This is a genomic window from Citrobacter sp. wls711 (assembly GCF_005281055.1).
In the GTDB taxonomy this organism is placed as follows: Bacteria; Pseudomonadota; Gammaproteobacteria; order Enterobacterales; family Enterobacteriaceae; genus Citrobacter; species Citrobacter gillenii.
In genome coordinates, this window is sequence record NZ_SZXC01000025.1 from 174,503 (window position 1) to 197,009 (window position 22,507).

Consider the following 22,507-nt stretch of genomic DNA (forward strand, 5'->3'; position numbering starts at 1 on the left):
ATAACCCGATGTCCTTCACCCGACGAAAATTTGTCATTGGCATGGGGACGGTGATTTTTTTCACCGGCCCAGGCCAAACCTTGTTAGCAAGTACCAAAAATACGCAAGCGGTTCGTTATGTCATGATTCATGATGAGTCATTGTGCAACGGCTGTAATATTTGTGCCCGAGCGTGCAGAAAAACCAACCATGTTCCAGCCCAGGGTAGCCGTTTGTCGATTGCCCATATTCCGGTGTCGGATAACGACAACGAAACCCTGTATCACTATTTCCGCCAGTCCTGCCAGCATTGTGACGATGCGCCCTGTATTGAGGTGTGTCCGACCGGTGCTTCCTGGCGCGATGAGAATGGGATTGTGCGGGTTGACGCCGCGCGTTGCATTGGCTGCAGCTACTGCATAGGGGCCTGTCCTTATCAGGTTCGCTATCTTAATCCGCAAACCAAAGTGGCCGACAAATGTGACTTCTGCGCCGAGTCACGTCTGGCAAAAGGCTTCCCGCCTATCTGCGTGAATGCGTGCCCGGAACATGCGCTGATATTTGGGCGTGAAGATAGTCCGCAGGTTCAGGCCTGGCTGCGCGAAAACAAGTTTTACGAGTATCAGCTGGCAGGCGCCGGGAAACCCCATCTGTATCGTCGGTTCGGTCAACATTTGATTAAAAAGGATAATGTATGAACGCGTCGCAGAATGCCGAACAGTTTCATGCGCAACTGGCGCAGTACGTCCCCTTGTTTAAGCCCGACTACTGGCCAGTCTGGCTGGTGGCTGCCGGGTTAATGCTGGTGGGGATGTGGCTGGTGCTGGCGCTACACGCCATGTTGCGCTTTCGCTCTGCCAATAAAGCGTCAGCCGGGCACGGTGAGAAAGTTTATCTGTACTCGAAGGCGGTCCGCCTGTGGCACTGGTCGAATGCGCTGCTGTTTTTACTGCTGCTGGGCAGTGGTCTGGTCAACCACTTTTCTGCCGTCAGCGCCCCGGTAATGAAAAGCCTGCATGCTGTGCACGAAATCTGTGGCTTCTTGCTGCTGGCGTGCTGGATTGGCTTTGTGCTGATCAACCTGATCGGTGGCAACGGGCATCACTATATGATTAAACGCCAGGGCTGGATTGGGCGGGCGCAACGACAGACGCGGTTTTATCTGTTTGGCATTATGCAGGGTGAGGCACACCCGTTCCCGGCATCCACGCGGTCTAAGTTCAACCCGTTACAGCAGGCGGCCTATGTCGGCGTAATGTACGGACTGTTACCTCTGTTGCTGATTTCTGGTTTGCTGTCGCTGTATCCGCAAGCGGTGGGCGATCTGTTCCCGGGGGTGCGTTACTGGTTGCTGCAGGCGCACTTTGCGCTGGCGATAGTGAGTCTGTTTTTCATTTTTGGACATCTTTATCTCTGCACCACGGGACGCACACCGGGCGAAACCTTCAGGTGCATGGTGGATGGCTATCATCGGCATTAAGCAATGATGATAACCTCTAGTGACTTACGGGCCTGGCGCGTCGGGCCCGTGTTGTACCGCTGGTTTCTGCGTTCGTTTCCGGACGGTGGCAGCTATGCGGATGTTCACCGTGCGCTTGAGCGAGAGGGTTTCGGCGACTGGGCGGACAGCCTCGTGGAATATGGCTGGTCTAAATGGTTGGATGAAGCACGTTTTGTGCAGCAGGATATTTTCGCGATGGCGCGTTTAGCCAGCCCGCAAACGGCAGACGACAACGGCAGACAGCTGGCGAGTGCAACGGACCGCGACAGCCTTGGCAGTGCAGGTGATAACGTCAAAATCGCCAGCGCCGGGTACGCCGCACAGATTGCCAGCGCGGGGTACAGCGCCCGCATTGGCAGCGTGGGGTACAATACGCATGTCGGCAGCTCCGGCAATCGCAGCAGAATCGCGGTCGCGGGAAATTCCACGCGCGTCAGCAGCGTGGGAGGCGGCACGCGCATCGCCAGTACCGGCATGCGTGTGCGTATCAGTTCGTTGGGCGAGCGCAGCCGTATTGCCAGCAGCGGCGATCTCACGCAGATCGCCAGCTTTGGCCCTGAGTCAAAGATTGCTAACTGTGCTGACAATGTGCACATTATTGCCAGCGGTGAAAATGCGGTCGTTGCCAGTACCGGCGAGGTCGATTCAATCATTCTCGGCCCCGGTGGATGTGCCGCGCTTGCCTATCACGACGGGGAGAGAATGCGGTTTGCCGTGGCCATCGAGGGTGAGAATAATATCCGTGCCGGTGTGAAATACCGGCTCAACGACGACCACCAGTTCGTGGCCTGTTGAGCCGTGGCATTATTTTAGCGCGAACCGATGCCGGGCGACTTTCTCCAGCCCAAAACACAGCAGGTAGTAAACCAGTCCGGTAAAGACAAAAATCGCCGCCGGGTAAATCTGCACGCGGCTGTTCACCTGACCGGCAACCGTCGTCAGTTCAGGGACGTTGACGATAAACGCCAGCGACGTATCCTTTAGTAACCCGATAAAAATCCCCGTCAGCGATGGCAGGATATTACGCAGCACCTGTGGCAGTAAAATCAGCCACAACGTCTGAAACGGGCGAAATCCTTGAGCCACTGACGCCTCATACTGACCGCCAGGCAGCGCGTTTAAGCCCGCATACACGGAGTGCATCACCGAGGCGGCGGTAAACCAGGCTAGCGCCAGCGTGACGGTCGCCGCCCCTGGCAGATCGCTGCCTGTCAGCATGGGCAGCAGGTACCACATCCAGAAAATGACAAAAATGAGCGGAATGCCGCGAATAAACTCCGCCCAGACAAACAGTCCCTTGCGCACCACGCCCGGGAACCGCCACGCGCAGCAGGCGAGGAGAATCCCGGCGGGCAGCGCCAGCACCGCAGCGCCAATTGCCATCAGTAACGTGAGCAGAACTCCCCCCGGCTGTCCCTGTGCCGCGCGTCCCCACAGGAGATAGTCCAGATTGTCGGTAATCACCGAAATATTAGCGATCATGCTGTGGACTCCGGATGCTCAAAATGTGGGTTTTTACCGCAGATCGCTTTGCCGGTACGGGCCGAGGGCCAAGTCGCGTGAGCAGCATTCCCAGCACAAGCCCAGTGAGCAGATACAGCCCGGTGCCGACGGCAAACGCTTCCAGTGCGTGGGCGTTATAACTCTCGATTTGCCGAACCTGGTAGGTCAGTTCAGCGAAACCAATACCGCTGGCAAGCGATGAGAGCTTCATTAAATTGAGATACTGCCCGACGATTGGCTGCCAGGCGTTCGCCAGGCCCTGAGGCAACAGAATATGCCGAAAGGCCGCCCAGGAAGAAAAACCCTGCGCCACGGCGGCTTCCCGCTGCCCGCTGGACACCGCCTGTAAACCGGAGGCGATTTCCTCCACCAAAAAAGCTGACGTAAAAATCCCCAGCCCCCAGGCCGAACAGAGAAACTCCGGCGTTAACCACCAGACCTCTCCCGGCAGAATGGACCACGGGTGCTCCGCATTGATGAAGGTAATTACCTCCCGGGGAAGCAGATTCCATGCGGCGAAATACCAGAACATCAGTTGTACCAGTAACGGCGTGTTGCGAAAAACTGAAACCCACACGCTGACCATGCCACCGGCGATGCGATTACCCGAAAGGCGCAGGCCGAGCAGTAAGATGGCCAGCAATGTGGCGAGTACGATCCCCGCCAGTGTCACCCATAGCGTGGTCAGAAAACCTGACATTATCCATTGCAGAGGTTGCCCGCTCAGCACTCCCTGCCAGTCCATTGCGTGCATTATAACGATGACTCCTGATGTAACGGGTCGAGAACTTTTTTCAGGAAACGTCGGGTCCTTGGGTGCTGTGGGCGGGTAAAGAACGCCTCGGGGGGCGCCACTTCGAGAATATCGCCGCCATCAATGAAAACCACCCGATCGGCAATCTCGCGGGCGAAATGCATTTCGTGAGTGACGACAATCATCGTGATGCCACTATGGGCGAGGTTTTTCATCACCAACAGTACTTCGCCGATCATTTCGGGATCCAGCGCGGAAGTGGGTTCATCAAACAGGAGGATTTGTGGGGAGGAGGCCAGGGCGCGGGCGATGGCAACGCGCTGTTGCTGACCGCCGGAAAGCTGTGCGGCGTAGGCCTCGGCTTTGTCAGCCAGTCCGACCTGTTCCAGCAGCTCAAGTGCACGTCGTTTCGCCTCCGTTTTATTCCAGCCGTGAACATATTCCAGCGCCAGCGAGATGTTCTGCTGCGCCGTCAGATGTGCGTAAAGATTGAACTGCTGGAACACAAAACCAATGCGACTGCGTAACTGACGTAAGGCCGCGCCGCGCAGCTGGCCGATCGGGTGGTCATCAATGAAAATATCGCCCCCGCTAAGTGATTCAAGCTGATTGATCAGGCGAATAAGCGTAGATTTCCCTGAGCCGGAAGGGCCCAGAATGGTGACCATTTCACCGGGCTCCACGGTCAGGTTAACGTCATTTAACACCACCTGCGCGTCATACTGTTTATGCACATTGCGCAGCTCGACCCGCGCCTGACGCAACTGCGTAAAATCCGCAGCTGGCGCTGCGGAGCGAGGAAACAGACCTGAGAGCATATTACTTCGCTTCTATTTTAAAGGCGCGGGGCTGGGGATTTTTGGTGTCAGGCCCAAACCAGACATCGTAGATTTTGGCCGCCTGACCGGTCGACTCAAGTTTCAGCAGTTCGTCGTTTACCGCGTTTAACAGTGCCGTTTCGCCTTTTTTCACCCCTACGCCGATCTCTTCTTTACTCAGCAGGTCAGGTAAAATTTTGAAATCTGCTTTATCCGGTGCGCCACCTAACAGGCCCGCCAGAATAGTACTGTCCTGGGTGATGGCCTGAACATTGCCATTGCGCAATGCGGTCAGCGCCAGCGGAATATCGTCGTAGGCCAGCACGCGTGACTGTGGGAAGCGCTGATGTAGCGCCTGTTCACCGGTAGTGCCTTTCACCGCGCCGATGCGTGCCTTGCTGTAATCATCAAGCTTGTCCGGGGATTTTGCGGGCACCAGGAACTGCTGTCCGGTGACAAAATAGGGGACCGAAAAGTCGATGACCTGCGCCCGCTCCGGCGTAATCGTAATATCCGCAACGATTAAATCGGCCTTACCGGATTGCAACAGCGGAATGCGGTTGGCCGGATTGGTTGCCACCAGTTCCAGTTTTACACCGAGTGATTTTGCCAGCGCTTCGGCAAAATCCACGTCATAGCCGACAATTTTATGTGTTTTCGCATCAACAGAGCCAAACGGTGGGTTAGCGTCGAACGTCGCGACTTTCACCACGCCTGCAGCTTTGATATCGGCCAGTTGATCGGCCTGAGCCTGCGAAGCCATCATGCCCGACGCGGACAATATGCTAAGTGCCAGGATTGATTTTTTAGCGCGCTGAATTTTCGTTGCCATCATTATATGAAATCCCTGTAGTTATTGGTTTGTGCTATTAACGCTCCCATAACTTATCGATGGCGCAAAATAAGAAAAAATTCTTATCTATATACAAAATGATATTAGTGAAATAGCTGTTAATAATGGGTAAATACAATGCAAATTATCCAGGAACGCTACTGTATTTCCATGCGGGCCTGTACCGATAACCGACAACCGACAACCGATGTTGGATTGGGGCCAGTCATGCTGCGTGATAATTTTAACGATCTCTATTATCTCAAAGAGGGCCAGGCGCGCCGTTTACGGGTCATTATTTTTATTATCCCAGCCGCAAACAGCACACCGCTTCCTTTGCACAGCTGATTGAAGCATTGCGCTATACACGCTGACTGGAGATAAAAAAACCGGCATTACGCCGGTTCAGGGATTAGATTTTGCAGGCATCGCCGCAGTCATTATCCGCAATCATTTCCTGTGCTTTTTTGTCTGCATCTTCCAGACGTTCCGCATTGCGCTCTTGCGCTTCATCAAGTCCATCAAAGACCAGATTATCGAGATCAATTTCCATCAGTCACCTGTTCAGGTTCAGCGTTTAACATTCCCTAATTATATTGCAAAAATGTTGCTGAACAGCAGCGATTCTTGCGATTTAGAGGCGACTATCAAATCAGATGTGCGTATTTTTCCGGTAGCGTGGTCCACAGATGTCGGTTGGCGGCGCTCAGGATGAGTATTGTCGAAAACCCGGCTGGACCTTAACGGATGAGGATATAAATACGGTCGATCGCTTTATTGAACAGTTCGGTTTGTCGGTGTTGTCCGAACCGATAACCTGACATGCACGCCAACGCCGCGCCCCTGAACTGAAACACCGCTCCGGTGCGCGGCGGTCCTCGCTAACTACTTTTTTTTGTCCGTTTTTTAACCCGTCACAACTCGCCAAAATGTTAATAATATGTTTCACAATCATGCTGCAGGCCTGTTTATTCAGGAACGTGACGCGCGATCATTTTTAACAATATCATGACAAAATCACTATACATATAACTTAATATCTTTTATACATTAATCGTTAACCCCTGTGACTATTCCACAAAAGAGAAAGAGATATGGAACAGATACCTGATAATAAAAACGATAATTTTCAGAAAGATGGCAAAGAGCAGTTCAACCGATCGATCGGACTTATCTCTAACTTTGCGCTGGGTTTTACCTATCTGTCGCCACTCACCGCCGTGTATTCGCTGTTTGCGCTTGCCGTAACACTGGCAGGGCCACCGGCGGTATGGTGGATTTTAATCGTCGCCTGTGGGCAGCTTCTGGTTGCGCTGGTGTTTGGCGAAGTGGCGTCTCAGTATCCGATTACCGGAGGGCTGTATCCCTGGGCCAGAAGGTTGTGGGGGAAAAAATATGCGTGGATTGCCGCCTGGATTTACCTGTGGGCGCTGGTGGTGACCATCACCTCAATCGCGGAATACACCTCTACCTTCGTCGAGTCATTATTCCACTATGGTCAGACTCCGGCCACCATGCTGCTGACATCCGTGGTGCTGCTGCTCTTGATGATGGCGGTGAATATGTCCGGGACAAAGAATCTTGCCCGGGTCGCCAAAATTGGTTTCTGGTGTGAGATCGTCAGCGTGATTGCGCTGGGGATTTACCTGCTGATATTCCACCGTTCGCAGCCATTCTCGGTGATATTTGATTCAATGGGCGTGCTGGCCCAGGACGGGAGCTACTCCACTGCCTTTATGTCAGCCGCGCTGATGGGCCTGTTTATGTTCTTTGGCTTTGAAGCCTGCGGCAACGTTGCGGAAGAGGTGAAGAACCCAAGCAAAAAAATCCCGATTGCGATGATCCTGAGTATCGTGTTTGGTGCGATCTCGGCCATTATTTCCGTCATGGGGTATCTGCTGGCTTCGCCGAATCTGGTCAGTATTGTCAACGGTAAAACGGCCGATCCGATCCCGGCTATCCTCAATGAGGCCCTGGGGGAAACCGGCGCGACGGTCTTTATCATCGTCGCGATTATCGCCATGCTGTCGTGTATTCTGTCTCTCCAGGCTGCGTTGAGCCGCCTTATCTTCTCTTTCTCCCGTGACAGAATGCTGCCGGGAAGCGAGTGGATGTCCAAAATCTCTAAAAATGGTGTTCCCGATAATGCCATGGTGGTCAGTTGCTTACTGCCGGTGATTATCTGTGTTTGGGTCTACTTCCAGCCCGATAATCTGTCGCGCATTACCGCGTTTGCCGTTATCGGTATCTATATTTCCTTCCAGATGGTCGTGCTGGCAGCGCTGCGTCAGCGCCTGAAAGGCTGGAAACCGGCGGGCGAGTGGACCATCGGTGGTTGGGGGACTCTGGTTAACGTGCTGGCGTTAGCTTACGGATTGTGCGGGATCTGGCTGCTGGCCCAACCCGCCGACAGCAGTGATTTCATCGACCGCTGGACGGTGCTGTTTGGCCTGGCGATTGTGGTGGGTTCGGGGCTTATCTACATGTTCCTGACGCGTCCGTTTGGTCGCTCTGCTGCGCCGGAAAATGATGCGATAGCCTACGCAAACAAGCTCAATATGGGGCAGGATAATTAAACAAAGGGCCTTCGGGCCCTTAGAGCCTATCCCCTTAGTGTTGATAGTGGTAAAGAATGAAGTAGTCGCTCTGATACACAATACGGGTATTCGTCGGTGACAGTAATTCTCCCACGCGACAGCGCGGCCAACTGGAGAAGATAATCCGGTTTTCCAGATTGGTCAGAATGACATAGTCAGGTTGGGGGCAGGAGAGCAGTTCTGCCTCGATCTGGCTTACCAGCAGATCGACAGCGGCGACGCCAAGAAACTGGTCATGGTAGTAAACGGGCACCGCCGAGGTCAGTGTGTAAGAAATGTTGCAGATATAGTCGACGTAAGGCCCGTGAATATAGGCTTCACCTGCAGGAGGAGAATGCTTAAACCACTCGAAGGTTCTGAAATCCAGCCGCTGTTGGGTGGCCTGATCTAAATCCAGATGCGCCTGACTCAGACCGTTATCTTTCTTATACCACCACTCCAGCAGCCAATACTCGTTGCGGGTTGGCGTATTCTCAATATGGCTGGCGAATCCGGCACCCGAGCAATAGTGATTGTGATTCAGCGTGTGTTTAATGTGCTGCTGAACAGTGGCTCTCACTGCCGGGTCGAGGACCACCTCTGCCGAGCCTTTTTGTACACCGGCAATCGCCTCGTGGATGCTCCTCGCCAGCGCAACGGTAGACTCTACGGTAGAGACAGTAATATCATCAATTTTACGGATTAATGCGCTAAGGGATGTCGAAGAGCTCATGGTCTTTCCTGCCTTCACTGATGGTCAGTTCGCGTTATATTTCAGCTTTTTTTCAATAAGATAATAGGTACAGGTATCGATAATCTGGGTGGCAAACTGCACCGATTCTGTCTCATTATGCGCGGCCAGCGCATCGGCCAGCGCCGAATAGAGCGCAATGATCTCGGCGTGAATAGTGCCAGAACGATAGAGTATAGCGACCAGCGAAGCCCATTCCGCCTGCACCTGTAGTTCCTGGTTCGCCAGCCGCGCTGAATGCGAACTGGCGGCGATCGCCAGTAGGCAACGCATATCGGCCTGGGTCATTAATTCGGGTGAATTAGCCTTTCTTAACACCTCAACAAACTCGCGAAATTTAGCGATATCCGCATTGGTCATGCGCCGGGAGGCCAGCCTGGCGCTGTGGCTGATAATGGCGCAATGCATTTCGCCTAAGTCGGAAAGGTAATCGGTGCCAATCGATTTAAACGGATGCAGGACGCTATTTTTGCCATCAATATTTTCGCAAACGAAGCTGCCGCCATTTCGGCCACGAACCGTATGGATAAGATTATTAGCCCGAAGCGTGTTGAGTGCTTCTCTGATGGTGATATGTGAGACGCCCATCATCTTTGCCAGGTCGGTTTCGTTGGGCAGTTGCTCTTTTGGCTCGAGCAATCCCGTAATGATGGCGTTTGAAAGGCGCTGCACAATCTGGTCGGAACGACTGACCTGCCCGATAGGCGCAAATATGACCGCATGAGTAATCATAATCTTTTCTGCACTCAATTCCCTGAAACAACGACCCTTTCTAACACAAGCCTGTCAGGCAAGGAAGGTCAGAATGGTCGCGTTATTTTACCTGCCCATGCACAAAACCGTTGCACAGGCGGATGTGTGTCCCGTTAGCGTCAAATGACGATGAATAACCTTACCGTAAAAATGTAAAATTTAAGTTAAAAATGCGACGTTTATCATACTGTCAATGTTGCGCATTTGAAAAAATTTTACAATATATATATTACATAAGATTCTTTATGTATTAACGGGCAGGAGACAGTCATGAAAACCCTGAAGCATTTTATCAACGGACACTACGTGGCGGGCAGTACCGAAGACGCGTTTGAGCTGGTCAGCCCGGTGGACGGTGAAACATACGCGTTATCGCCCAATGGTGGGGCAGCAGAAGTCGATCTGGCCTACTCGGCCGCCGCTGCCGCGTTCAGTATCTGGAAGAAATCGACGCCCGCACAGCGGCAAAAAGCGCTTCTGGCGCTGGCTGATGAAATCGAACGCAATGTAGAGCGACTGGTTAACGCCCAGAGTCAGGAAACTGGACAGCTGCGCCATTTTATTGAGAAAGAAGAGATCGTGGCCTCCTGCGACGCCATTCGATTTTTTGCCGGTGCCGCGCGCTGCCTTGAAGGGAAGGCTGCCGGTGAATATTCTGCCGGGTTCACCTCAACCATTCGTCGCGAACCGCTGGGTATTGTGGGGCAAGTCACGCCGTGGAATTACCCGTTTATGATGGCGGTGTGGAAGATAGCCCCTGCGCTGGCGGCAGGCAATACGGTGGTGCTTAAACCGAGTGACACCACGCCGGTCAGCACGCTGCTGCTGGCTGAGCTGGCCGCGCCGCTGTTCCCGAAAGGGGCGTTTAATGTGGTATTAGGGAAAGCCAAAACCGGTTCGCTGGTGGTGTCGAACCCGACGGCCTCACTGGTTTCGATTACTGGCTCGGTACGTGCGGGTCTACAGGTGGCGGCGTCGGCGGCGGCAAACCTGACCAAAGCCCATCTGGAGTTGGGCGGTAAAGCGCCCGCCGTGGTATTTGCCGACGCGAATATCGACAGGGCGATTGAGACGATCGCTACCGCCGGCTTTTTCAATGCCGGGCAAGATTGTACCGCCGCCACGCGAATTCTCGTCGAGCAGTCCGTTTATGCTGAGTTTCTGGAAAAATTGATCCAGAAAACAAAAAGCATCAAATTTGGTCCCCCGCAGGATAGGGATGCGCTATATGGCGCGTTGAATAGCCGGAACCAACTGGAGCAGGTGCAAGGTTTTATTGCGCGTCTGCCTGCGCATGCAAAAATTGAAACGGGTGGCAGAGCAGGGCCCGGACCGGGCTTCTACTTTGAGCCAACCATCATCTCCGGTCTGCATCAGCACGACGAAGCCATTCAACATGAAGTGTTTGGTCCGGTAATGGCGATTCAGTCCTTTTCGACTGACGAAGACGCGTTGCACAAAGCCAATGATGTGGAATACGGCCTGGCCGCAAGCGTCTGGACCGGTAACCACGGCCGCGCACAGCGTTTTTGCATTGATCTCGATTTTGGCACGGTGTGGATCAACAACCATATTCCACTGTGTGCGGAAATGCCGCACGGCGGGTTCAAGAAATCCGGCTACGGTAAAGATCTCTCCTCTTATTCACTCGATGAGTACACCCGAGTGAAACATATCATGTGCGATATTTCTGAATAGCGGGTAATACGATGAAAACATTAAAAATAGCTACGCTGTCGCTGGTGATGTTCTCGGGGTTTAGCCTGGCAGACAGCTCCCCGCTGAATACCGTAAAAGCGTATATGGCGGCCTGGAATGCGCATAACGCGCCGCTGGCAGCGCAGTATCTGGCCGACGACGCGGTCTATTACGATGCCGCCGCCGGGGAGCCGATAACTGGCAGGGAAAAAGCCGAGAAAGAGGTGATTGGAGCATTCATTAAGGCGGTCCCGGATCTGAACTGGAAAATGGTCGGCAAACCCGTCTATGACGAAGATACCGTGGCATTTCGTTGGGAGTTCTCGGGTAAAAATAGCGGCGAATGGGCAGGAAGTCCGCCGACAAATAATCCGATAAAATTTGAAGGCGTCAGCTATATTCATGTTAAGGCAGGAAAAATCACCTGGCAGGGTGATTATTATGATTCTAAAAAACTGGATGAAGAACTCAAGCCAGTGAAGTAGTCGGTGGTCCCCCTTGTGAGAGGGGGAACCTCTCATTTGTGCTGTGTTTAGGGCAGTGTGTGCGTGGCAAAAGGACAAGTTAATGGCAATTACCCGACGTGATTTTCTCAACGGTGTGGCGGTCACCATCGCCGCGGGGCTGACCCCTCTGGATATGGTCAGAGCGGCAGGAAAAGAACATGAATTTATCGATGGAAGTTATTACCCTCCCAGCCTGACGGGGCTGCGTGGTAACCATCCTGGCTCGTTTGAAATGGCTCACGCGTTGGGCCGGGAACAGAAAAAATTTGATTTAACGGCGCTTCCGCTCGAGGAAGAGTACGACCTGGTGGTGGTCGGTGGCGGCATTAGCGGGCTGGCGGCCGGATGTTTCTGGCGGCAACTTGTCGGGCAAAACAGCAAGGTTCTGATCCTCGACAACCATGATGATTTTGGCGGCCACGCCAAACGTAACGAATTTAGCACAGCCGGAAAAAAACTGATCGGCTATGGCGGCAGTGAGTCGTTTCAGTCGCCAGCGCATAATTTCAGCCCGGATGTGCAAAAGCTGATGGAAACACTCGGCGTGAGCGCCACCAAGCTCAAAGAGAGTTTTGACGTCGACTTCTACCCAGACTGGCAGCTCAGTCGCGGCGTCTTTTTCGACAAAAAGAATTTTGGCGAGACCAAAATCGTCAGCGGCGATCCGGGACGCGCGGTTTCCGACGATATTCCACCGGACCGGCTCAACGGTCGTAAGATTGAAGACTTTATCAATGATTTTCCGTTGAGTGAGAGCGACCGAAAAGCGCTTATCGATCTGCATGTACGCCCTGGCGACTACCTTCCGGGCATGACGGTCGAGGAGAAAAGTAGCTGGCTGGATACCCACAGCTACAGTGAATTTCTGGCCACGAAAGTCGGTTTAAGCAAAATGGCACTGCTCTATTTCCAGCAGCGTTCCAACGATTTCTTTGCTATCGGCATTGAGGGCATTTCCTGTAGCGATGCCCGGGCATGCGCCTTACCGGGCATGGAAGCGTTAGGTCTGCCGCCGCTGGACGGCGAGTCACTGGCCGACCTCGAAGAGCCGTATGTTTATCACTTCCCCGATGGCAACGCGGGACTGGCACGAATAATGGTCAGATATATGCTCCCGGATGCCTTGCCGGGGACCACCATGGAGGATTCCGTCCTCGCCAGATTGCATTACGAAAAGCTGGATCAGCCGGAAAATACCACGCGTTTGCGCCTCAACAGTAGCGTGATTAATGCGGCCAACGTGCCGCGCGGCGTGGCCGTAACCTATCTGCGTGACGCCAAATTGCATCGTGTGCACGCAAAAAACGCCATCATGGCGGGTTATAACATGATGATCCCGTACCTGGTGCCGGAAATGCCGAAACAACAGCAGGCAGACCTCAAGCTGAACGTAAAGGCGCCGCTGGTGTACACCAACGTAGTGGTGAAAAATTGGCAGGCGTTTAAGCAACTCGGCGTACATGAGTTTTATTCCCCGGCTGCGCCGTACAGCCGCATTAAGCTCGACTATCCAGTCAGCATTGGCGGCTATCAGCACCCGGCGACCCCGGACGATCCGATGGTGATTCATATGGTCTATGTGCCAACCTATCCGGGCAGTAACCTACCGGCGAGAGAACAATTCCGCCTGGGACGGGCCTATCTGCTGGGGACCTCGTTTGCTGCGCATGAAGAGATGATCCGTGGCCAGTTGCAGGAGATGTTTGGCTCGACAGGCTTTGACAATCAACGTGATATCGCGGCTATTACGGTTAACCGCTGGGCACATGGCTATGCCTATTACGCCAACCCGCTGTTCGACGACATGGATGAAATGGAGAAGGTTGTTGAGCGGGCACGCCAGCCCATCGGCCGAATTGCGATTGCTAACTCTGATGCCGACTGGAGCGCGTATGCACATGCGGCGATCGATCAGGCATTGCGGGCGGTTAACGAACTCAAGGGTATGAGGTGATCTATGCGTAATGTAACCGTTCTTGTCGCCTGTTTGTTTAGCGCGACGGTTTCCGCCGCGGACTCTCACGGTGAGTACATCGCCAGAATTTCAGACTGTGTAGCCTGTCACACCGCTGAGGGTGGAGACGCGATGGCTGGGGGCAAAAAGTTTCCCACGCCGGTCGGTGATATTTTCTCGACAAATATCACGCCGGACAAAACCCACGGCATCGGTAACTATTCCTACGAGGATTTTGAAAAAGCGGTGCGTCAGGGCATTGCCAAAGATGGCCATCCGCTTTACCCGGCCATGCCATATCCGTCTTACGCCAAGCTCTCCGACGAAGATGTCCAGGCGCTGTATCACTACTTTATGCATGATGTCACGCCGTCTGCGACAGCAAATAAAGAGAATGAGATCCCCTGGCTGATTTCAGCCCGCTGGCCGCTGCATATCTGGAACTGGCTCTTTACCGACGCTCCTGCAACGGCTGCGGTAGGCAGCAACAGTACCGATGCCAGTGCCGCGCGGATCCAGCGCGGAGCTTATCTGGTTGAAGGACCCGGCCACTGTGGCTCCTGCCATACCCCGAGGGGAATGGCGATGAATGAGAAAGCCTATACTCATGCCGATGCACAGTACCTGAGCGGGACGATGATTGACGGCTGGTATGCGCCGTCCCTTCGGGGCACCGGGATGTCTGAGCGGGAGTTAACGTCGCTGTTACTGACCGGTAAAAGCAAGCATGCTGCGGTTTCGGGTTCAATGGCTGAAGTCGTCAGTGAGAGTACGCAATACCTGACGGATGAAGATGCTGCAGCGATTGCACAGTATCTGCGGAGCCTGAAAAACGCCAAACCGGAGCCGACACGAGCGGGCACCACCACGGCGTCCTGGTCGAATTCACCGCAGGCGGGAAAAGTGGTCTACAACCGTTATTGCTCGACCTGTCACGGTCTGGAAGGCAAGGGCACGGATAACAACGCGCCGTCACTTATCCACAATCCGCTGGTGATGGTTGACGATCCGACCCCGCTGTTCAGGGTTATTTCGCAGGGCGCGGAAACGCCGACCACGCGGGGCAACGTGTCGTTTAAGATGCCAGCGTATAACGGATTGCTGACCGAGGTTGAGATGCGCGATGTGATCAACTATGTACGAAAAAGTTGGGGTGAAGGCAATGGCGAGGTCAGTCAGGAGGAGCTTGCCGGACTTAAACCAGCTACACACTAAGCGTCATGCCTGATGGCGCTGCGCTTATCCGACCTATAAAAACCGTATTGTAGGTCGGATAAGACGCGTTAGTGACGCCATCCGGCAACGTTTATCCTACGTTTGCCTTGATAATGCCCGCCAACCGGGAAAACGCCGCGGCCATCTCATGTTCTTCAATACTGGCAAAACCCAGCAACAGACCGCGGCGTTTCTCTTCGTTGACGTAGTAACGTGACAGCGGTCGTACCAATAACCCCTGCGTATTCGCCAGCTGTGCAATCATGCTGTCGTCGGCATGGGCTGGCAATTGTAATATCAGATGCAGCCCGGCGTTACTGTTGAACGGTCCCAGATAATCCTCTCCGAGTTGCGTGGCGATCAGGTCCACCAGCGTCTGACGACGGCGGCTGTACAGTTGGCGCATTTTACGGATATGCGCGGCGTAGTAGCCTTCGCGGATAAACTCTGCCAGCGCGGCCTGAATCAAAAGGTGTCCGCCGCGATAGAGGTCGTTATGAACTTTCTTCAGCGGTGCAGCGAGCGGTTTGGGCAGCACAACATACCCGAGTCGGAGGGCAGGATAGAGCGTTTTACTGAATGTGCCGATGTAGATAACTGGACTTTCTTCCTCCAGTCCTTGCAGTGAAGGAATGGGCTGCCCCGAAAAGCGAAATTCGCTGTCGTAGTCATCTTCCACGATCCAACTGCGTGTTTCACGTGCGCGAAACAGTAACTGCCGTCGCCGGCTCAGGCTCATCACCGACCCCAGCGGATACTGATGTGACGGTGTCACAAAAATCAGCTTCGGGGACACCGCTGACGACACTGGCGGTACCATGCCCTGTTCATCAACCGCCATCGCCGAGAAGTTAACCGCGTTGATGCGCAGAATATTTTTGATTCCCCAATAGCCTGGCTCTTCAATCCAGGCGTTATCGCCAGGGTTACACAGGGTGCGGGTCACCAGATCCAACGCCTGGTGAATGCCTTCGGTGATCAGTATCTGTTCAGGAGCACACCTGACGCCGCGCGCGGTACGCAAATAGTCCGCCAGCGCTTCTTTTAGTTCACCGTCGCCACCCGCCGCATCATAGGTGAGAAACTCCGGGCGCAGGCGTCTTGCCAGCCGGTCCTGAATTTTTTTAAGCGTGCGGTGGGGGAAATGTTGCACATCCGGAACGCCAGGAATAAACGCCCCCCACTGGCGTGGGCTGGCGCTGGCATTACCGAGCAGCTCCAGGCAGCGGGCGGACAGGCTGGCGCGGTCTTCCTGTGCGGGGGGCGCGTTTTTTTTATCGGGCCGTTGCGCGAGGTTGTCCAGCACGCTATCGGTGACAAACGTGCCGCTGCTGGTACGTGCAGAAATATACCCTTCGGCCTGCAGTTGCTCATACACTCGCAAGACGGTATTGCGCGATAACGCCAGTTCGCCCGCCAGATCGCGCGAAGGTGGCATACGGGTGGCGGGTTTCAGGCTGCCTTCAAGAATGCAGCTGCAGATGGCGGCATACAAACGCCGGTGCAGTTTCTCGTCGGTTTGCTGGCTAAATGCATGCTTGATCACATCTCCGGCAAGTGAACGCATTTGGATCCTTAAAATAAAACGATTTGGCTCTCGATTAAAGTACCAGATGGCGTCTAGATTTAAAGGGTAATTCAACCCTGAATGTGTTTATGAACAAGGTGTAGAGAATGAATAATAAAAACCTGCAACAACGTCGTCTGGATGCAACCCCGCGTGGCGTGGGCGTAATGTGTGACTTTTTCGCCCAGTCGGCAGAAAACAGCACCATTACCGATATCGAAGGCAATCAATATATTGATTTTGCTGCCGGGATTGCCGTCCTGAATACTGGACACCGTCATCCTCGTATGGTGCAGGCGGTTGAAGCACAACTTCAAGCCTTTACCCACACGGCCTATCAGATTGTCCCGTACGAAAGCTACGTCTCGCTGGCGGAGAAAATCAATGCGGCCGCGCCGATTGACGGTTTGCGTAAAACCACGTTCTTTACCACCGGCGCAGAAGCCGTCGAAAACGCGGTTAAAATTGCCCGCGCGCACACCGGCCGTCCAGGTGTGATCGCGTTTGGCGGGGGATTTCATGGCCGTACCTATATGACGATGGCGCTGACCGGCAAGGTCGCACCGTATAAAAAAGGCTTCGGGCCGTTCCCGGGATCGGTTTACCACGCACCGTATCCTTCTGAGTTGCAAGGCATCACCACCGCCGATTCAATAAAAGCCATCGAGCGTCTGTTTAAAGCTGATATCGACGCCAGCCAGGTCGCAGCGATTATCTTCGAACCCGTCCAGGGTGAAGGGGGCTTTGTGGTGGCCCCACCTGAATTCGTTGCCGCTATTCGCCGCATCTGCGATGAGCACGGTATTGTGATGATTGCCGATGAAGTCCAGAGTGGTTTTGCCCGCACCGGCGAGCTTTTTGCCATGGACCATTACGGCCACAAAGCCGATCTGATGACCATGGCGAAAAGTCTGGCGGGCGGTATGCCGCTGTCCGGCGTGGTCGGCAAAGCCGAAATTATGGATGCCCCTGCACCGGGTGGTCTGGGCGGTACCTATGCCGGTAACCCGCTCGCCGTGGCGGCCGCTCACGCGGTGCTTGATATCATTCATGATGAGCAACTGTGCCAGCGAGCAGCGGCGCTGGGTGAACAACTGCGTGCCACGCTGACCGATGCCCGTGCGTGGTGTCCGGAACTTGCCGAAGTGCGTGGGTTAGGATCGATGATTGCCGCTGAGTTTTGTGATGCCAGCACCGGAGAGCCTTCTGCGGCCACGGCGCAACGCGTACAGAAGAAAGCCCTTGAGCAGGGACTGCTGCTGCTTACCTGCGGCCAGTACGGCAACGTGATCCGTTTCCTCTACCCGCTGACCATTCCGCAGGAACAGTTCGTAAAAGCGCTGGAAATTATTAAATCCGTCACTAAATCGTGATAGTGCGCGTATAGCGTCAACCCTGGCCGACGGTGGTACACATCGTCGGCTTTTTTGTTCCTGTGGGTTTCTCAACGTCAATTGATCTTCATCGGTAGAGTTACCTGATTTATTGGAAATGCGTTGCCAGATACCTCGTTATATAATTTAATGCATATCGATTTTTCTCCTGTCCAGATGGTGTCTATGTTAACTCTTCGTTCATTTTTGCTGGTATGCGCCAGCATGTTGTTTGCGTTTTCGGCGCAGGCAGACCGCACGATAACCGATCAGCTTGGCCGCCAGGTCACGATCCCCGATAGCGTTAATAAGGTGGTGGTGTTACAACACCAGACGCTGAATATTCTGGTTCAACTGGATGCCACGCAGGACATTGTCGGCGTGATGTCGAGCTGGAAAAAACAGCTTGGACCGGCGTTCGCCCGCTTTATGCCGACGATTACGACCCTGCCGACGCCGGGCGATCTCACCAGCGTGAATATTGAAAGCCTGCTGGCTACCCACCCGCAGGTGGTGTTTGTTGCCAACTATGCACCTGCCGAGATGATCCAGCAGATTCAGAATGCCGGGATTCCGGTGGTGGCTATCTCATTACGTCAGGATGCTGCTGGCCAGCAGAACAAAATGAACCCGACTATGGCTGACGAAGAGCAGGTCTACAACGAAGGCTTAAAGCAGGGGATTCGCCTGATTGCCGACGTGGTGGGACGTAAACCGCAGGCTGAAACGCTGATCGACTACGTTTTTTCGGCCAGGGCTAAATTCAATGCGCCGGTGGCGGCGATTGCACAGGCGCAAAAAGTCCGTATCTATATGGCCAACCCCGATCTCATGACTTACGGTGCCGGAAAGTACACGAGCCTGATGATGCAGCATGCCGGAGGGCTAAACGTGGCTGCGGCGAGCGTTAAAGGCGCGCGGCAGGTTTCGCTGGAGCAGGTGTTAGCGTGGAACCCGCAGGTGATTTTTGTCCAGGACCGCTACCCGCAGGTGGTGACGGAGATCCTAAACGATCCCAACTGGCAGAACATCGATGCGGTAAAAAATCATCGCGTCTGGCTGATGCCGGAATACGCTAAAGCCTGGGGATATCCGATGCCGGAAGCGCTGGCGCTGGGTGAATTGTGGATGGCAAAAAAACTCTATCCGGATGTCTATAAAAACATCGATGTTGATGCGCAGGCACAGGATTACTACCACCGTTTTTACCGCGTGAACTGGCAGTCCGATGCTGCTAAGTAATCGCGCTTTCCCCCTGCAACCGATACTGATTACCGTGGTGCTACTGCTGGGTGTTGGTTCACTGTGTGTGGGGCAATATCCGCTGTCGCTGCGCGATGTGTTCTCACTGTTGAGCTATTACGCAGACTCGCAGGGTATGGCGCACCAGGTCGTCTGGACCGTCAGACTCCCGCGTATTTTGATGGCACTGCTGGCGGGCGGCGCGCTGGGGTTATGTGGGGCTACGCTGCAAGGCGTGTTTCATAATCCGCTGGTGGACCCGCATATTATTGGGGTGACCTCTGGCTCAGCATTTGGCGGCACGCTGGCGATTTTGCTTGGGCTTGATCCGTTCCTGATGATGGGGTCGACGTTCTTCTTTGGTCTGGCGGCGTTGATTCTGGTATATGCCATTGCCGCGCTACAGGGGCTGGAAAACACGCTGGTGCTGATCCTCTCGGGCATTATTTTGAGTGGTTTTTTTGCCGCGCTGGTGAGCCTGATTCAATACCAGGCCGATACCGAAGAGACGTTACCCAGCATTGTATTCTGGCTGTTGGGCAGTTTTGCGACCGCCAACTGGCATAAAGTGTGGCTGCTGGCGGTGCCGGTCGGCATTGCGGCCATGCTGTTGTACCAGTTGCGCTGGCGAATCAACCTGTTATCACTCAACGATAAAGACGCCAAAGCGCTCGGGGTGTCGGTGGTTCCGCTGCGGCGCAGCGTGTTGCTGTGCTGCGCATTGCTGGTTGCGGCGCAGGTCTCCGTCAGCGGCAGTATTGCCTGGGTGGGTCTGGTGATCCCGCATCTGGCCCGCCTGCTGGTAGGCGTTGATCACCGTCGGTTACTCCCCTGTGCTTTCTGGCTGGGCGGCGGTTTTATGATTGTGGTGGATGATATTGCCCGCACGCTGCTACCTGCGGAAATTCCTCTGGGGATCATCACCGCCTTGCTCGGTGCGCCGCTGTTTGCCTTTTTGCTGATTCAGTCCAGTCGACGGGGGAAACGATGATATCTGCCGCACTTAACGTCGATCAGTTGGAGTATGGCTACCGGATGCCGTTGTTTGCGCCGCTCACGTTCCGCTGTGAGAAAGGCAATATCTGTGCCGTGCTCGGGCGTAACGGTTTGGGGAAGAGCACGTTGCTGGATACGCTGATCGGTACGCTGCCGTTGTTGGGTGGAAACATACAAAGTGAGGGGGGAATTGGTATTGTGGCGCAGCATACGCGCTTGCCGTTTCCCTACACCGTTAGCGATGTCGTGCTGATGGGCCGCGCGCAGCATGTAAAGTTATTTGCTCAACCGGGCCAGCAGGATAAAAAGCGGGCGATGCAGGCGCTGGAGCAGCTCAATATTGCGCATCTTGCGTCCTGTAATTTTTGTTCACTTTCCGGTGGGCAGCAACAGTTGGTAATGATCGCCCGGGCGTTGGTCACGGATTGTCAAACGCTGCTGCTTGATGAACCTTGTTCGGCGCTGGATTTAGCCAATCAGCAGGTGGTACTGCAGCTTATTAGCGATCTGGCGTGTCGCGAGGGCTGCAGTATTCTCTTTACAACGCACGATCCGCAGCATGCACTACAGATAGCCAGTCATACGCTGCTGTTGTTGCCGCAGGGGAGATGGCTGGCGGGGCCAACGCAGGAGATTGTGACGGAAGATAATTTGTTCCAGGCGTACGGTTTACCGCTGCGAAAATTTAGCGTGGACCCGCATCCGACGCCGTTTATCGCGCCGCTGTTTACCATTCATCGTTAAGTGTTTTAAAACCGGCGCTGGCCAAACATGTTTGTCCGTCGCGCGCGAGGATAAAATCAGCCAGCGCTTTGACGTTTTTAGACGCCTCGAGCACCGCTAACTGGTATTCACAGCGAATGTTATGGTCCGTGGGGATCGTTACGCAGCGAATATCGGGCTGCCCGGCAAGTGCTGTTGCATAGTGCGCGTAGCCAATAAACAAATCCGCCAGGCCCTGGCGAATAATCCACGCGCTGGCCAGTTCGCCATTTGGCACCTTAACCGTGTCACGGCCACCGACAAGGGGAATAGCGCGTTCGCGCAGGCGCTGTCCAAGGCCGGGTTCGAGCACATCGAGGCTGTCGAATAATGCCCAGGCATAATCCCCGGAAGGGTCACAGCCGGGGGTTGAGGTGCCAATACGCAGGGTTGGATCGCGCAGTAACTCCAGCCATTCGCCGGTTTTGCGGGTGGTGAGGCTCAGTTGGTTCCAGCAAAAGGTATGCGCGGACAGTGCCCTACCGCTGGCCAGCAACTGCTGCGGATGTGCACGATTGGCCGAGGCAAATAAGGCACAAGGTTCACCGGCTTCTATACGTTCGCGTAATAATCCGGCCGGGCCGTATTCCACACAAACATCAATTCCGCTTAGAGACGTGAACTGGTTTATCAGCGGGGTAAAGGCCAGCCGTAAACTACCAGCAGCGAAGAGCGTGATGGGGCATGACATAATGTAGCGAGTCCTGAATTCGAGGTCCGAAATGAATGACAGACATCTTAAACGTCATCATATTGTATATGACCAACTATTCGATGCAAATGGCAATAATTATCTGGGTAATAATTTTTTTAAGATATTAACAATTGAATTAATGATTAGCTGTACCCGGAAAGGCTGCTGGGTCTTTTTACTGTAAATCACAAACAGATCCAGATGGGTGGAGAAGTTATCAGGAAGTGTAGGGACCAGACCGTCGATATCTGTTTCTTTAATGATCAACTCGGGCATAAATAAATAACCAAGACCCGCTTTGGCGAGTTCGATTGCGGCATACGAGTTATCGCAGGCAAAATCACCGCTAATGATTATCTTTCTTATTTCTTTACGTGAGTCGTCATTTATATACCAGATGTTATGATTGTCTTCCATATGTGAGAAAAAAAGTATACAGGGACTGTGTCCATAATCGTCAATGGAGTGGATCGGATATCTCGCAATCATGTCGCGGGTGCCATATATATTGGCCGGAATCGATGCGATATTTCGCGCAATAAGTTCGTCATTGTCGGGCAATGAATGCGTAAACAAGATGTCGCAGTCATCACTAAAAGGGACACCAAGGGTAAATTCAGCGTTGCTGAGGTTACTGGTGGTCAGCATTAATTTAATTTCCGGATGCTGCGCTTTCAACCCAGGAATGACGTACTTGGAGATAAATAACAGCTGACCGGTAGGGGCATGGATCCTGACAAAACCATCAGACGCCAGCTTATAGGCCATTGTAAACTTCTGGATATCTTCACATGACTTCATGTGTTTTTTGACGTAGGGGAGAAGCTCTTCACCGAAACGGGTCAATTTTATCGGCCGACAAGAGCGATCGAACACGGAGAATCCAAAACGGTCCTCCAGTTGTTGTAAGGTTCTACTGATATTGGGTTGCGCAATTTTTAGCGTTTCCGCAGCCAGACTCAAACTACGGGTACACGAAAGTTCATAAAGGATACGGAGTTCGTTATCGTTAAAGCTGATTTTCTGGACCACT

Annotated in this window: 23 protein-coding genes and 1 pseudogene; 14 read left to right on the forward strand and 10 right to left on the reverse strand. The window is 53.7% G+C overall.

Translation table 11 applies throughout. From position 1 onward, the window contains the following. Positions 1-8: 8 nt before the first annotated feature. The 3 genes from FDW98_RS10660 to ydhT are packed head-to-tail and all read left to right on the forward strand — an operon-like array spanning position 9 to position 2,275. Positions 9-677, forward strand: coding sequence for a 4Fe-4S dicluster domain-containing protein (locus FDW98_RS10660; protein WP_096757199.1), 669 nt, complete (start codon positions 9-11; stop codon positions 675-677). Further along, positions 674-1,459, forward strand: coding sequence for a thiosulfate reductase cytochrome B subunit (phsC, locus tag FDW98_RS10665; protein WP_096757198.1), 786 nt, complete (start codon positions 674-676; stop codon positions 1,457-1,459). Before FDW98_RS10660 ends, phsC begins: the two co-directional genes overlap by 4 nt. A 3-nt stretch (positions 1,460-1,462) precedes the next feature. Further along, positions 1,463-2,275 (forward strand): protein YdhT, encoded by an 813-nt coding sequence (gene ydhT, locus FDW98_RS10670; RefSeq protein ID WP_096757197.1) that lies wholly within the window; start codon positions 1,463-1,465, stop codon positions 2,273-2,275. 9 nt (positions 2,276-2,284) lie between these two features. Here ydhT and FDW98_RS10675 read toward each other — a convergent pair whose 3' ends face one another. From FDW98_RS10675 to FDW98_RS10690, 4 genes are read right to left on the reverse strand one after another with little or no spacing between them, the layout of a single operon-like run. After that, a complete protein-coding gene (locus FDW98_RS10675; RefSeq protein WP_096757196.1) occupies positions 2,285-2,962 on the reverse strand; it encodes an amino acid ABC transporter permease in 678 nt (225 codons plus the stop codon). Then, positions 2,952-3,737: an amino acid ABC transporter permease gene (locus tag FDW98_RS10680; protein WP_096757195.1), complete on the reverse strand. Its 786-nt coding sequence runs from the start codon at positions 3,735-3,737 to the stop codon at positions 2,952-2,954. Before FDW98_RS10680 ends, FDW98_RS10675 begins: the two co-directional genes overlap by 11 nt. Then, positions 3,737-4,555: an amino acid ABC transporter ATP-binding protein gene (locus FDW98_RS10685; RefSeq protein ID WP_096757194.1), complete on the reverse strand. Its 819-nt coding sequence runs from the start codon at positions 4,553-4,555 to the stop codon at positions 3,737-3,739. Before FDW98_RS10685 ends, FDW98_RS10680 begins: the two co-directional genes overlap by 1 nt. 1 nt (position 4,556) lies before the next feature. After that, positions 4,557-5,390: an ABC transporter substrate-binding protein gene (locus FDW98_RS10690; RefSeq protein ID WP_096757193.1), complete on the reverse strand. Its 834-nt coding sequence runs from the start codon at positions 5,388-5,390 to the stop codon at positions 4,557-4,559. Positions 5,391-5,668: 278 nt separating this feature from the next. Here FDW98_RS10690 and FDW98_RS23630 point away from each other — a divergent pair. Continuing rightward, positions 5,669-5,761, forward strand: a pseudogene (locus tag FDW98_RS23630) (LysR family transcriptional regulator); the annotation flags it as partial. A 38-nt stretch (positions 5,762-5,799) separates the two neighbouring features. Here the strand turns inward: FDW98_RS23630 and FDW98_RS10700 are convergent. Beyond that, complete coding sequence (locus FDW98_RS10700) at positions 5,800-5,940, reverse strand: hypothetical protein (protein ID WP_096757192.1); 141 nt, start codon at positions 5,938-5,940, stop codon at positions 5,800-5,802. Between the two features lie 136 nt (positions 5,941-6,076). Here FDW98_RS10700 and FDW98_RS23740 point away from each other — a divergent pair, with 136 nt between their 5' ends. Both FDW98_RS23740 and FDW98_RS10705 read left to right on the forward strand, forming a co-directional pair. Next, complete coding sequence (locus FDW98_RS23740) at positions 6,077-6,208, forward strand: hypothetical protein (protein ID WP_256372069.1); 132 nt, start codon at positions 6,077-6,079, stop codon at positions 6,206-6,208. A gap of 273 nt (positions 6,209-6,481) precedes the next feature. Then, positions 6,482-7,963, forward strand: coding sequence for an APC family permease (locus FDW98_RS10705; protein ID WP_096757191.1), 1,482 nt, complete (start codon positions 6,482-6,484; stop codon positions 7,961-7,963). A gap of 34 nt (positions 7,964-7,997) precedes the next feature. Here FDW98_RS10705 and FDW98_RS10710 read toward each other — a convergent pair whose 3' ends face one another. Next, entirely contained in the window at positions 7,998-8,696 is a 699-nt protein-coding gene (locus FDW98_RS10710) for a cache domain-containing protein (protein ID WP_096757190.1), read from the reverse strand. A 24-nt stretch (positions 8,697-8,720) separates the two neighbouring features. After that, positions 8,721-9,446, reverse strand: coding sequence for a FadR/GntR family transcriptional regulator (locus FDW98_RS10715; RefSeq protein ID WP_096757189.1), 726 nt, complete (start codon positions 9,444-9,446; stop codon positions 8,721-8,723). Positions 9,447-9,737: 291 nt separating this feature from the next. Between FDW98_RS10715 and FDW98_RS10720 the strand changes: the two genes are divergently transcribed. From FDW98_RS10720 to FDW98_RS10735, 4 genes are all read left to right on the forward strand, one after another. Further along, positions 9,738-11,165 (forward strand): aminobutyraldehyde dehydrogenase, encoded by a 1,428-nt coding sequence (locus FDW98_RS10720; protein WP_096757188.1) that lies wholly within the window; start codon positions 9,738-9,740, stop codon positions 11,163-11,165. Positions 11,166-11,176: 11 nt separating this feature from the next. Next, on the forward strand, positions 11,177-11,650 hold the full coding sequence (locus tag FDW98_RS10725) for an ester cyclase (protein ID WP_096757187.1): 474 nt from the start codon (positions 11,177-11,179) through the stop codon (positions 11,648-11,650). Between the two features lie 82 nt (positions 11,651-11,732). After that, the gene (locus tag FDW98_RS10730) at positions 11,733-13,625 is read left to right on the forward strand and encodes an FAD/NAD(P)-binding protein (protein ID WP_096757186.1); all 1,893 of its coding nucleotides are present in this window, start codon (positions 11,733-11,735) and stop codon (positions 13,623-13,625) included. A 3-nt stretch (positions 13,626-13,628) separates the two neighbouring features. Further along, entirely contained in the window at positions 13,629-14,840 is a 1,212-nt protein-coding gene (locus tag FDW98_RS10735) for a cytochrome c (protein ID WP_096757185.1), read from the forward strand. Between the two features lie 91 nt (positions 14,841-14,931). On the opposite strand, the gene FDW98_RS10740 is transcribed toward FDW98_RS10735, so the two are convergent. Next, complete coding sequence (locus FDW98_RS10740) at positions 14,932-16,407, reverse strand: PLP-dependent aminotransferase family protein (protein WP_096757184.1); 1,476 nt, start codon at positions 16,405-16,407, stop codon at positions 14,932-14,934. Between the two features lie 107 nt (positions 16,408-16,514). Here FDW98_RS10740 and puuE point away from each other — a divergent pair, with 107 nt between their 5' ends. From puuE to FDW98_RS10760, 4 genes are all read left to right on the forward strand, one after another. Further along, complete coding sequence (gene puuE, locus FDW98_RS10745; protein WP_096757183.1) at positions 16,515-17,780, forward strand: 4-aminobutyrate transaminase; 1,266 nt, start codon at positions 16,515-16,517, stop codon at positions 17,778-17,780. A 186-nt stretch (positions 17,781-17,966) separates the two neighbouring features. Continuing rightward, the gene (locus FDW98_RS10750; RefSeq protein ID WP_096757182.1) at positions 17,967-19,022 is read left to right on the forward strand and encodes an ABC transporter substrate-binding protein; all 1,056 of its coding nucleotides are present in this window, start codon (positions 17,967-17,969) and stop codon (positions 19,020-19,022) included. After that, positions 19,009-20,013 carry an iron ABC transporter permease gene (locus FDW98_RS10755; protein WP_096757181.1) on the forward strand — a complete coding sequence of 335 codons (1,005 nt, stop codon included), beginning with the start codon at positions 19,009-19,011 and terminating at the stop codon, positions 20,011-20,013. Before FDW98_RS10750 ends, FDW98_RS10755 begins: the two co-directional genes overlap by 14 nt. After that, the gene (locus FDW98_RS10760; protein ID WP_096757180.1) at positions 20,010-20,762 is read left to right on the forward strand and encodes an ABC transporter ATP-binding protein; all 753 of its coding nucleotides are present in this window, start codon (positions 20,010-20,012) and stop codon (positions 20,760-20,762) included. The genes FDW98_RS10755 and FDW98_RS10760 overlap by 4 nt, the downstream gene beginning before the upstream one ends. On the opposite strand, the gene FDW98_RS10765 is transcribed toward FDW98_RS10760, so the two are convergent. Beyond that, positions 20,746-21,471 (reverse strand): substrate-binding domain-containing protein, encoded by a 726-nt coding sequence (locus FDW98_RS10765; RefSeq protein ID WP_096757179.1) that lies wholly within the window; start codon positions 21,469-21,471, stop codon positions 20,746-20,748. The two genes, FDW98_RS10760 and FDW98_RS10765, sit on opposite strands and share 17 nt — an antisense overlap. A gap of 99 nt (positions 21,472-21,570) precedes the next feature. Continuing rightward, entirely contained in the window at positions 21,571-22,506 is a 936-nt protein-coding gene (locus FDW98_RS10770; RefSeq protein WP_096757178.1) for a LysR family transcriptional regulator, read from the reverse strand. Between the last annotated feature and the right edge of the window lies 1 nt (position 22,507).

Coding starts and splice junctions, on each gene's coding strand:
- FDW98_RS10660 (WP_096757199.1), top strand. CDS start 9: ATGTCCTTCACCCGACGAAAATTTGTCATTGGCATGGGGACGGTGATT.
- phsC (WP_096757198.1), top strand. CDS start 674: ATGAACGCGTCGCAGAATGCCGAACAGTTTCATGCGCAACTGGCGCAG.
- ydhT (WP_096757197.1), top strand. CDS start 1,463: ATGATGATAACCTCTAGTGACTTACGGGCCTGGCGCGTCGGGCCCGTG.
- FDW98_RS10675 (WP_096757196.1), bottom strand. CDS start 2,962: ATGATCGCTAATATTTCGGTGATTACCGACAATCTGGACTATCTCCTG.
- FDW98_RS10680 (WP_096757195.1), bottom strand. CDS start 3,737: ATGCACGCAATGGACTGGCAGGGAGTGCTGAGCGGGCAACCTCTGCAA.
- FDW98_RS10685 (WP_096757194.1), bottom strand. CDS start 4,555: ATGCTCTCAGGTCTGTTTCCTCGCTCCGCAGCGCCAGCTGCGGATTTT.
- FDW98_RS10690 (WP_096757193.1), bottom strand. CDS start 5,390: ATGATGGCAACGAAAATTCAGCGCGCTAAAAAATCAATCCTGGCACTT.
- FDW98_RS10700 (WP_096757192.1), bottom strand. CDS start 5,940: ATGGAAATTGATCTCGATAATCTGGTCTTTGATGGACTTGATGAAGCG.
- FDW98_RS23740 (WP_256372069.1), top strand. CDS start 6,077: ATGTCGGTTGGCGGCGCTCAGGATGAGTATTGTCGAAAACCCGGCTGG.
- FDW98_RS10705 (WP_096757191.1), top strand. CDS start 6,482: ATGGAACAGATACCTGATAATAAAAACGATAATTTTCAGAAAGATGGC.
- FDW98_RS10710 (WP_096757190.1), bottom strand. CDS start 8,696: ATGAGCTCTTCGACATCCCTTAGCGCATTAATCCGTAAAATTGATGAT.
- FDW98_RS10715 (WP_096757189.1), bottom strand. CDS start 9,446: ATGATTACTCATGCGGTCATATTTGCGCCTATCGGGCAGGTCAGTCGT.
- FDW98_RS10720 (WP_096757188.1), top strand. CDS start 9,738: ATGAAAACCCTGAAGCATTTTATCAACGGACACTACGTGGCGGGCAGT.
- FDW98_RS10725 (WP_096757187.1), top strand. CDS start 11,177: ATGAAAACATTAAAAATAGCTACGCTGTCGCTGGTGATGTTCTCGGGG.
- FDW98_RS10730 (WP_096757186.1), top strand. CDS start 11,733: ATGGCAATTACCCGACGTGATTTTCTCAACGGTGTGGCGGTCACCATC.
- FDW98_RS10735 (WP_096757185.1), top strand. CDS start 13,629: ATGCGTAATGTAACCGTTCTTGTCGCCTGTTTGTTTAGCGCGACGGTT.
- FDW98_RS10740 (WP_096757184.1), bottom strand. CDS start 16,407: ATGCGTTCACTTGCCGGAGATGTGATCAAGCATGCATTTAGCCAGCAA.
- puuE (WP_096757183.1), top strand. CDS start 16,515: ATGAATAATAAAAACCTGCAACAACGTCGTCTGGATGCAACCCCGCGT.
- FDW98_RS10750 (WP_096757182.1), top strand. CDS start 17,967: ATGTTAACTCTTCGTTCATTTTTGCTGGTATGCGCCAGCATGTTGTTT.
- FDW98_RS10755 (WP_096757181.1), top strand. CDS start 19,009: ATGCTGCTAAGTAATCGCGCTTTCCCCCTGCAACCGATACTGATTACC.
- FDW98_RS10760 (WP_096757180.1), top strand. CDS start 20,010: ATGATATCTGCCGCACTTAACGTCGATCAGTTGGAGTATGGCTACCGG.
- FDW98_RS10765 (WP_096757179.1), bottom strand. CDS start 21,471: ATGTCATGCCCCATCACGCTCTTCGCTGCTGGTAGTTTACGGCTGGCC.